Here is a 10,744-nt window from a genome sequence, read left to right as displayed (position 1 = left end):
CCATCCGGATCCGCGACAAACGCCTCCAGCAACCGACCCCAACGCGCCACCAAAGACTCGACAGTGCCCCGGTCGAACAGATCAGTGGCGAACTCCACGACCACATCCAAGCCGGCCGGCCCGCCGTCCGCGTCGCGGCTCTCCGAGACGCTCAAGGCCATGTCGAAGCGGGACCCACCGCTGCCCATCGGCCGGTACTGGGTCCGCAGGCCGTCGAATGCGGCCAGTTCGCCCGTGGCGCTCTGGAGCACCAACATGATCTGGAAGAGGGGGTGATACGCGAGCGACCGCTGCGGATTGAGCACCTCGACCAGGTTCTCCAGCGGCACGTCCTGGTGGGCGTACGCGGCCAGGTCGGCCTCCCGAACCCGCCCCAGCAGTTCACGGAACGTCGGGTCGCCGGAGGTGTCCGTGCGCAGCACCAGGGTGTTGACGAAGTAGCCGACGAGGTCGTCGAAGGCCTGATCGGTGCGCCCCGCAACCGGCGTACCCAACGGAATGTCCGTCCCCGCACCCAGACGCGTGAACAACGCCGCGAGCGACGCCTGCAACACCATGAACACACTGACACCGCACTCACGCGCCAGCGCCACCACGCCCTCGTGCACGGCGGGTTCGAAACGGGCCTCCAGGCCGTCGCCCCGGTAGGAGCTCACCTCGGGCCGGGGGCGGTCGGTGGGAAGGGTGTGCTGTTCGGGCAGCCCGGCCAGCGTGTCCTTCCAGAAGGCGAGCTGCGCGCTGAGGAGGCTGTCGGGGTCGTCCGGCGAGCCCAGCAGCTCACGCTGCCACAGCGTGTAATCCGCGTACTGCACCGGCAACGGCTCCCACACCGGAACCTCACCCCGGCACCGCGCCCCGTACGCCTGCGCCAGATCACGCGTCAACGGCCCCATCGACCAGCCATCACCCGCAATGTGATGCAGCACCAGCAACAGCACATGCTCCCGCGGCCCCAGCGCGAACACCTCCGCCCGCAACGGAAGCTCACGCTCCAGATCGAAGCCACGCCGCACCGCATCCCCCAGCACGAGGTCCTCTTGGTCCGGCGTCACCTCGGTGACCGAGAACCCGATGTGCGCCCCGGCCTCGGCGGGATCGAGGATCCGCTGACACGGCACCCCGTCGGCCTCCGGGAAGACCGTCCGCAGGCTCTCGTGCCGGGCCACCACATCCCCGAAGGCCGTACGCAGCGCCTCCCGGTCGAGCTCGCCGGAAAGCCTGACGGCGGTGACCATGTTGTAGGTGGCGCTGACACCCTCCAAGCGGTGCAGGAACCACAGGCGTCGCTGCGCGAAGGACAACGGCAGCACGTCGGGGCGTGTCCTCGGCACCGCGGGCGGTCGCACCTCCACCGCGGCGTCCAGCTGGCGCGCCAGTCCCTCCACCGTCGGGGCCTCGAACAGCGCCCGGATCGACACCTCCGCACCCAGCACGGCACGGACTCGGCTGATCAGCTGCGTGCCCAGCAGCGAATGCCCGCCCAGGTCGAAGAAGTTGTCGTCCACGCCGACCGAGGGCACCCCGAGCACCTCGGCGAACAGCTCGCACAGGATCTCCTCGCGCGGGCTGCGCGCCTGACGGCGGTCGGCCGTGGTGAAACGCGGCTTGGGCAGCGCTCGCCGGTCCACCTTCCCGTTCGACGTCAGCGGGAAGGCGTCGAGCACGACCACAGCCGCCGGGACCATGTACTCCGGCAGCCGCTCACCGACGAAGCCGCGCAGCTCACGGACGTCGATCCCGGCCCCGTCCTCCGGGACCACATAGGCGACCAGCCGCACCTCACCCGGTGCGTCCTCCCGCGCCAGGACGACCACGCCCCGCACGTGCGCGTGCCGGGCCAGCACCGCCTCGATCTCACCCAGCTCGATACGGAAACCGCGGATCTTCACCTGGTCGTCCGCACGCCCCAGATACTCCAGCCCGCCGTCCGCACGCCGACGGACTAGGTCACCGGTGCGGTACATCCGCGTACCCGCCGGACCGTGCGGATCGGCCACGAATCGCTCCGCCGTCAGGCCCCGGCGACCGATGTAGCCACGCGCCAGACCGTCACCGGACACATACAGCTCACCGGTCACTCCCACCGGCACCGGACGCAGCGCCCCGTCCAGGACATACATCGAGAGATCGGACAGCGCCGAGCCGATGGGGCTGCGGGACGGGTGCGGGCCGGTCGCGTCGACTTCGACGAGCGGCAGGTGGGTGACGTGAACGGTCGTCTCGGTGATGCCGTACATGTTCACCAGCCTGGGCGCGGTGTCGCCCCGCCGGGCGAACCACTCGGCGAGCCTGGCCGGCTCCAGAGCCTCGCCGCCGAACACCACCCAGCGCAGCGCGAGCCGGCACTCCGCCTCGGGGTACCGGCCGCCCGCCTCGATGAGCTGGTAGAAGGCCGACGGCGTCTGGTTGAGCACCGTGACCCGCTCCTCGGCCAGGAGACGCAGGAAGTCGTCGGGCGACCGGCTCACGTCGAAGGGCACGACCACCACACGCCCCCCGTGCAGGAGGGCGCCCCACATCTCCCAGACGGAGAAGTCGAAGGCGTACGAGTGGAACAGGGTCCACACGTCGTCCGGCCCGTAGGCGAACTGCCGCGCGGTGGCGGTGAAGAGCCGGGTCACATTGTGGTGGGAGACCACCACGCCCTTGGGCGTACCGGTCGACCCCGACGTGTAGATGATGTACGCGGGGTGCTCGGGCCTCAGCGCCCCGGCCCGCTCCTCGTCACGGATGTCGCCGGAGTCCAGGGCCGCGATGCTCTCCACGGTCCCGGCATCGTCCAGGACGAGCACCGGCAGATCCGCGGGGAGGGCGTCTTGCGTGGCAGACAGGGCAAGCCCCACGGCAGGCCGCGTGTCGGCGGCCATGAAGGCGATCCTGCCCTCGGGCAGGGACGGGTCGATCGGCAGGTACGCCCCGCCGGCCTTGATCACGGCGAGTGCCGCGACGACCGTCTCCACCGACCGGGGCAGCGCCAGGGCCACGACCGATTCCGGACCCACACCCCGCGCGATCAGCAGCCTGGCTAGCTGGTTCGTCCTGGCGTCGAGTTCGGCGTACGTCAGCTCGGTGCCGTCGCAGACCACGGCCGTGGCCGAGGCATCGCGCGGCGCGGTGCCGTAGATCTCCGGCAGGGTGCGGGGCGTGGCCGCCCGGGGCGTCGGCCGCGCCGCGGGCAGCACCCGGCCGCTCTCGTCCGCCGGCATCACGTCCAGGCGGCCTGTCGGACGATCGGGGTGGTCCGCGAGGGTACGGAGGGTGGTGATGAGCCGGGGGCCGTGCGCGTGGAGGTCGTCCGCGCTGTACAGCTGCGGGTTCCCGTTCACGTCGATGCGCAGGCCCTCGGCGTCGGGGCGCTCGTAGGCGACGATCGACAGGTCTTCGAGCAGGGGGGCCGCGGGATTGTGCATGGTGCTCGCGCACTCGCCGAACCGCAGCGCCTCGAAGCGCATGACGTTGAGGATGGGGCCGAAGAAGCGCCTCGGGACGCCGGGCAGCTGGAGCTCACGCCGGATGTCCTCACCGCGGCGCCGCTGATGCCGCAGCGCGGACCTCAGCTCGTCCGAGACATGGGCGACCAGTTCGGCCGCGGTCCTGGCCGGGTGCACGGTGACGCGCAGGGGCACGACATTGGCCGTCATGGCGGGAGTGCGCCGGGCCTCCGGGTCGAGGCGCGCGGCCACCGGAAGGCCGAGGACGACGTCCCGGCTGCCCGTGAGGCGGCTCAGGTAGAGGGCGGTGGACGCGATCAGCAGGCGTGACGTCCGGGTGCCGAGCGCTCCGGCAGCTTCCTGGAGTGACCGGGTGGTCTCCGAGGTCATCTCGTGGCGGTAGCGGACGAAGCGGTTCTGTGGCTCGGCGGACGCGCGGGTGAGGCTGATCTGCTCGGGCCGGTCGGCGAAGCGCTCGCTCCAGAAGTCCCGGTCGGCCCGGTACTGTGCGGAGGCCTGGTAGGACCGCTCCTCGGCCAGGAGCGCGGCCATCGAACCGAACGGGGTGTCCGGGGACACCTCGGCGCCCGCCCGCAGCGCGGTGTAGAGGTCGGCCACCCGACGGTTGATCAGGGCGGATCCGTAGGCGTCCAGCACGATGTGGTGGTAGCTCTGGTACCAGAAGAACCGGTCGGGTGCCGCCTGGAAGAGCACCTGCCGGAAGGGGTGTCCGTCGCGCAGGTCCCTCGCGGTCGCCAGGTCGTCCCGAACCCAGGCGTCCACGGTCCGCAGGGGGTCGGGCTCCTCGCTCACGTCGACGAGGGGCAGGGTCCAGTCGGTCGGCGGAACGAAGATCTGACGCGGCCCGTCGGTGCCGTCCACGAAGCGCGCGTGCAGCGTCTCGGTCTCGGCGACGACACGCGCCACGACCGCCTGGAACAGGGGGACGTCGATCGCGCCGTGCAGCTCCAGGTAGTTGCCCCACAGGTAGGCGGGGCTCGACGGATCGATGGACTGCCCCATCCAGATACCAGTCTGCGCTGCCAGCAGCGAGTGCGAGGTGCTCTGCGATTCGGACATCCTGGTTCTCGTTCCCCTAGACGATCGGCCCTCCGCGTGACCACGTGAGGGCATACGTGCGAACCGGCGCCGGCACTGTGGGCGCCGGCGCCGTGGTGGCCCTCGGGAGGACCTGGTCTCGGATCAGTCGAGCGCCGTGGTCAGCGGCTCGTTCAGCTTGGTGTCGGCCGGCTCCGCGGAGTCGAGCTCGGGGTAGACCGGGCATCCGTACATCGGGTCGTACGGGGAGAAGGTGTCGTTGTCGGGCAGTTCCCGGAGGTGACGGCCCAGCGGATTCTTCTCGCTCCAAAAGTCCCCGCCGAGGAGCCGGGCGACCCACATGGGGGCCACGCGCGCACCCGTGCTCTTGAGGAACCTGCCCAGGTTGTAGTCGTGACCGTAGAAGCCGTGGATGAGCCGGGTGTACGTGTCGTAGCCCGTCTTGTAGAAGCGCTCGTACTCGTCGACGGCGGGCTTCTCCTCCCGCTCACCGCTCAGCAACTCGGCGGTCAGTTCACCGGCGCGGCTGCCGGTGACCAGCGCGAGGTACACGCCGGCGGAGAAGATCGGGTTGGCGAAGGCACCGGCGTCACCGACCACGAAGAAGCCGGGGCCGGCCACTTGGTCGGAGTAGTAGGTGAACTCGCTCTCGACGTGCGTCTCGGTGTACTCGGCGCCCTCGATGCGCTGCCGGATCCGGGGGATCCGGCTGACGTGCTCTTCGAACAGGGCGTCGGGCGACGGCGCGCTCTGCAGCGTGCTCGCCGGCGTCACGGCACCGACGCTGAGCTTGTCCTTGCGCACCGGAATCGCCCACAGCCATCCGTCGGTGTGGGCACCGACCTGGATGTCGCCCTCGACACCCGGGTTGGTCGCCTCGTCGACACCGGTGAAGTGACGGAAGACGGCGACCGTCCTGGTGGTCTGCGGGTACTGGCGGCTGCGCAGCACGCTCTTGGTGATGAGGCCGGCGCGACCGCTCGCGTCGATGACCCGGCGCGCCCGGACGCTGCGCTCGGTTCCCTCGGCGGTGTAGGTGACACCGACGACCCGGTCGCCCTCCATGTCGACCTTGGTGACCCGCGCTTCCTGTACGACCGTGGCCCCGCACTCGGCGGCGTGGTCCAGCAGGATCGTGTCGAAGTCGGCGCGCTCCAGCTGGTAGGTGGTCAGGGCACGACCGGCCCCCTGATCGGTGAAGTCGACGCGGTGGAAGCCCTCACCGGTGTGGCAGAACTCCGCGCCCGTCTTCACCGGGAAGCCCTCGGCCTTCACCTTCTCGGCCACCCCGAGCTTGTCCAGCATCGCGGAGGTGTAGGTGAGCATGGACTCGCCGATATGAAATCGGGGGAACGCCGCACGCTCCAGGACAAGGACCGAGAGACCTCTGCGGGCCATCGTCACCGCGGCGGACGCCCCCGCGGGGCCACCGCCCACGACAACGACGTCGACATTGTCTCCATCCGGATACGCCACTGACACTCCTTTTGCTTTCCTGGCCCGTGCGTGAAAGGACGAGCCGAGGGCCGAGGGAGAGCAGGCGTCACGGGTGCTGTCGCCGAGCCGCGTCTCCCCCGTCACGCCCGGCACCTTCCGCACTCTTGTGCGACAGGACCATCTTGGCATATCCGCTGGTCATGACGTAAGCGATCTAGGGCCTGATGGTCCGTCAATTACCTTACGGGCGGCCCTAGTACGCTTGTCGCGCGCCCGGTGGTCAGCCGACGATGTCACCCGGGGTGGCCCCGGGATCGGGGGACAGCAGAAGGACCGTTCCGTCCTGGGCGTACGACCCCAGGAGCAGGAACTCACTGGGGAATCCGGCGATGCGCTTTCTGCCGAGGTTGACGACGCCCACCACCAGGCGTTCCTTCAGCTCCTCCGTCGAGTAGTTGGTCACCTGCGCGCTGGTCGCCAGCTCTCCCACCAACGAGCCGAAATCGACCCGGAGTTTGTAGGAAGGCCTGCGCGCCTCGGGGAAGGGCTCCGCCGACACGACCCGGCCCACACGGATGTCGGTCGCGAAGAAGTGTGCCGGATCGCTCTGCGGCTTCGGTTCCTGATCGACTGTCATTTCGGGGTTCTCCGGCTTTCTAGTACGACATCCTGACGGGCATGATGACGCACTGATAGTCCGTCACATCCTCGTCATCGGCGTTCCTTCCGCTCAGCACGGCCGACTTCAGCGGCGCCTGGCAGTTGAGCACGGCCACCTCGGTGTCGACGGCACTGAGCGCGTCGAGAAGGAACTGTGGGTTGAAGGCGATGGTGATGTCCTCGCCGTCGATGTGCGCGTCCATCGACGCCATGGCCTGGGCCTCGTCGCCGGTCGCCGCCTCCAGGATCACCTCGCCGCCTTGGAAGGCCAGCCGCACCGGAGAGTTCCGGTTGGCCACCAGCGACACTCGCTTGATGGCGTCGATGAAGGGCGCGGTGCGCACGGCGGCACGCGTGGCGAACTCCTTGGGCAGCCGCTGCCGGTAGTTGATGAACTCGGACCCGAGCAGACGCGAGGTGGCCTTGCGGCCCTCGAACTCGAATCCGATGGTCTCGGCCGCGGCGGAGTCACCGTTCCCGCCGAGGCTGAGCGAGACGGCGGACCCGGACGGCATCGACTTGGCGGTCTGCGCGATCGCCTTGGCCGGGACGACGACGCTGAGGGACACCTCGGGGTCCACGGGGTTCCACTTCAGTTCCCGCATGGCGATGCGGTAGCGGTCCGTACAGGCCAGGGTGAGCACATCGCCCTTGGCCTCCAGGTGAAGGCCGGTGAGGATGGGGACCGACTCGTCGCGCGAGGCGGCGAGCGAGACCTGTGCGACCGCGGCGCTGAAGGCGTCGCCGGCGACCGTACCCGCCAGGCCCGGCACGACCGGCAGGGCCGGATAGTCCTCGACGGGCAGCGTCTGGAGGGTGAAACGGGTACCGCTTCCCTCGACCATGACCTTGGTCGCGTCACCCACCAGCTCGATGACACCCGACGGCATGCTGCGCATGATCTCGGCCAGCAGGCGGCCGGAGACCAGTGCCGTTCCGGACTCGATGACCTCCACATCGACTTGGGCGCGGGTGGAGACCTCGTAGTCGTATCCCGACACCGTCAGCCTCTCGCCGACCTTCAGCAGAATGCCGGCGAGGATCGGAACAGCGGGCCTGGAGGCCAGACTGCGTGCGGCCCACGCCGTCGCCTCCACGATCTCATCGCGCTCCACACGGAATTTCATGGTGCCCCTCCACCTTCGGGTCGTTCACGTTCTCTGCAAGGGGGACCGAGTCAAGCACGGTCCGTCCCGTGGCACTCAAGCAGGCTGAGAGGGACAGGCGTCGTCACGCACCCGCCGACGGGGCGGTGTCCAGGCGCCGGGGTCGTCCCCCGACGGCAACGGACCCGCGACGCGCGCGGGGTTCCCGTACACGAGAGCACCGGGCGGCACGTCCTTGGTGACCACGCTGCCGGCTCCCACCACCGCGTCGTCACCGATGGTGACGCTTGGACAGACGATGGCACCGCCGCCGATCCACACATTGCCGCCGATGACGATCTCCGCACCGAACTCGTAACCCTGTCGCCGTAGACCGGGTTCGAGGGGGTGCGTGGCGGTGAGTAGCTGGACGTGCGGGCCGATCAAGGTACCGGCGCCGATCCGGATGCGGGCGGTGTCCAGAAACACGCCGCCGAAGTTCACGAACACGCCGTCGGCGAGGGAGATGTTCCGGCCGTACAGGCAGTGGAAGGGGGAGCGCACCTCGATGCCCTCACCCACGGAGCCGAGCAGTTCCCGGAGGATGGTCCGACGCCCGTCCGGGTCGCCGACGCTGGTGGCGTTGTACCGTTCGACGAGCAGCGCCGCGGACAGGCGCTCGGCGGCCAACTGCCCGTCACCGTAGACGAAGAGTTCACCGGCGAGCATCTTTTCCCGGTACGTCGTCACCGGCTGACTCCCCCTCTGGATCACACTGTTGTTCCGACGAGCCTACCTCCTGCGCCGATCCCCTTCATGGCCGTGCGAGACTCGGGTGAGAACTGATGGGGGATCAATGCAGCACAATGATGAGGGACTTACAGATCATCAGACGCCACTTGTCACGGTCCTCGGAGCGGGCCACATAGGAAGGACTGTGGTGGCCCGGCTCCTCGCCGGCGGCCACCGCCCGTCCCGTCTCCGGGCCACGACCCGGTCTCGCACGCGCGCGGGGGAACTCGCCGGGGAGTACGGGATCACGACCGGGGTGGACAACGCCGAGGCGTCCTCGGGGGCGGACATCCTGGTTCTCGCCGTCCGCCCGGACCAGGCCGACGCCGTACTGGCCGAATCACTGCGAGTGGCCCGACCGGCCCGCCACGTCGTCTCCTTCGTGGCGGGCTACTCACTGGCGCGGATGGCGTCGGTCGCGGGCTCCGCGCCCGTCCACGCGTTTCGCGTGGCCACCAATGTGGCGGCGCTGGAGAAATCGGGAGTGATGGCAGTCTCCTCGGCGCCGTCCGTCTCCACCGCGGCCCTGGAACACGTGAGGACCGTGCTACGCCCGCTCGGCACCTTTCTCGCCATTCCGGAAGCCCAACAGGACACGGCCGCGTCGACTCTCGGCAGCGGAGCGGCGTTCCTCGCCCTGGCGGCCGCCGGCGTCCGCGAGGCAGCGAGCGCTGCCGGTGTCGCACCGGAGCACGCCATGCTCTTCACGGTGGAGGCCCTGGAATGCGCCGCCGCTCTCCTCAGACAGGCTGGCCCCGCGTCCACCGAACCCTGGACGTCCCTGGTCACTCCCGGCGGGATCACGGCGGCGGGCATCAACACGCTGGTGGCGCACGGTGTTTCGGGTCGCATGGCCGACGCGGTACGGGCGGCCGTGGCCCGAGCTCAGGTCGTCACACCCCCACGGTCCGAACCGACTTGACCCTCGCCAACTCCCCCTAGAGGATGATCTCCTCGGGCAAATGATCAAGTTCAATGGGCACCGCCTCGCTGTGACCGAGTCGGGAGCGTCCCTCGTCGGATCCAGCTCAGCCCGTCCTCAGCGAACCATCCCACTCAGATACGAAGGCGGCATGCCGTGTATGACGCGATAGTGGTGGGCGCCCGATGTGCCGGTGCCTCGACGGCCCTCCTACTCGCTAAGGCGGGCCACCGCGTACTGATGGTCGACCGGGCCACGTTCCCGAGGGACACGCTGTCCACCCTCTACATCCATCAGCCCGGTGTCGCCCGGCTCGCCCGGTGGGGTGTGCTGGACGACGTCGTCGCTACGGGGGTCCCGGCGCTGGACCGGGCCACGTACCGGGTCGCCGACGTCGAACTCTCCGGCTGCTCCTGGCCGGTGGACGGGCAGCGCGCCGCCTACGCGCCACGGAGGCACCACCTCGACACGATCCTGGCGCGCGCCGCCGTCGCGGCGGGCGCGGAGTTCCGTGAGGGCTGCACCGTCGAGGGCGTTCTCTTCGAGGGCGACCGCGTGGTGGGGGTGCGCTGCCGCACGTCCGGTGGTGCGGTGGTGGAGGAGCGGGCCGCGCTGGTGGTCGGCGCCGACGGCATGCGCTCCCGGGTGGCGGAGGCGGTGCAGGCGCCCCTCGTCGCGGAGGACCCGCTCATGACGTGCGCGTACTACACCTACTGGGAAGTCGCCTTCGACCGCTTCGAGTTGCACGAGGCACCCGGTCGCTGGATCGGCGTGATCCCGACCAACGACGGGATGACCCTGGTCGCCGCGTACTTCCCGCAGGCCGAGTTCGACCGGGTCCGGGCGGATGTCGAGACGGCCTACCTGGACGCCGTACGGACCACGGCGCCCACGGTGTACGAGCGGATCGAGGACCGGGAGCGGGGCGACAAGTTCTACGGGAGCGGCGACCAGCGCAACTTCTTCCGCCGGGCCGCGGGCCCCGGCTGGGCTCTGGTCGGTGACGCCGCCCACCACAAGGACTCCATCACCGCCAAGGGCATCACCGACGCCTTCCTGCAGGCCGAGGCGCTGGCCGGGGCCATCGGGGAGGATCTGCGGGAACCGGCGCGGCTGGCCGCGGCGCTGCGGACCTACGCGGACGGCCATGAGGACCTGCTCGTCGACGGCTATCAGAGCACGCTGTTCACCGCGGCGCTGAAGGTGCACAAGGACCGGCTGGCCATGCTCCGGGCAGTGGCGAGCAGGCCCGAGTTCACCGAACGGTACTTCGCCGCCGTGGCTGGGGACTGCGCGACGGAGGATCTCTACACGCCCGAGCTGCTGGAACTCCTCTACTGATCACCGGCCCGCTCCCC

Annotated in this window: 7 protein-coding genes; 2 read left to right on the top strand and 5 right to left on the bottom strand. The window is 69.7% G+C overall.

Features of this window, described 5'->3' with window-relative positions; genetic code table 11:
- The 5 genes from ACIHCM_RS36645 to ACIHCM_RS36625 all read right to left on the bottom strand — a co-directional run.
- On the bottom strand, window positions 1-4,511 hold a 4,511-nt coding region (locus ACIHCM_RS36645), incomplete at its 3' end, for an amino acid adenylation domain-containing protein (protein WP_399906114.1).
- Window positions 4,512-4,634: 123 nt separating this feature from the next.
- Entirely contained in the window at window positions 4,635-5,966 is a 1,332-nt protein-coding gene (locus ACIHCM_RS36640) for an NAD(P)/FAD-dependent oxidoreductase (protein ID WP_399906111.1), read from the bottom strand.
- Window positions 5,967-6,207: 241 nt separating this feature from the next.
- On the bottom strand, window positions 6,208-6,564 hold the full coding sequence (locus ACIHCM_RS36635; protein ID WP_399906108.1) for a tRNA-binding protein: 357 nt from the start codon (window positions 6,562-6,564) through the stop codon (window positions 6,208-6,210).
- 19 nt (window positions 6,565-6,583) lie between these two features.
- Window positions 6,584-7,714, bottom strand: a complete 1,131-nt coding sequence (gene dnaN / locus ACIHCM_RS36630) for a DNA polymerase III subunit beta (protein ID WP_399906104.1) — start codon at window positions 7,712-7,714, stop codon at window positions 6,584-6,586.
- A gap of 75 nt (window positions 7,715-7,789) precedes the next feature.
- A complete protein-coding gene (locus ACIHCM_RS36625) occupies window positions 7,790-8,422 on the bottom strand; it encodes a sugar O-acetyltransferase (protein WP_399906102.1) in 633 nt (210 codons plus the stop codon).
- A gap of 106 nt (window positions 8,423-8,528) precedes the next feature.
- Between ACIHCM_RS36625 and ACIHCM_RS36620 the strand changes: the two genes are divergently transcribed.
- Complete coding sequence (locus ACIHCM_RS36620; RefSeq protein ID WP_399906099.1) at window positions 8,529-9,386, top strand: pyrroline-5-carboxylate reductase family protein; 858 nt, start codon at window positions 8,529-8,531, stop codon at window positions 9,384-9,386.
- A gap of 156 nt (window positions 9,387-9,542) precedes the next feature.
- Entirely contained in the window at window positions 9,543-10,727 is a 1,185-nt protein-coding gene (locus ACIHCM_RS36615) for an NAD(P)/FAD-dependent oxidoreductase (protein WP_399906097.1), read from the top strand.
- Window positions 10,728-10,744 lie beyond the last annotated feature (17 nt).

This window comes from Streptomyces sp. NPDC052023, from assembly GCF_044548465.1.
In the GTDB taxonomy this organism is placed as follows: Bacteria; Actinomycetota; Actinomycetes; order Streptomycetales; family Streptomycetaceae; genus Streptomyces.
This window is presented reverse-complemented; position numbering and strand designations above follow the sequence as displayed.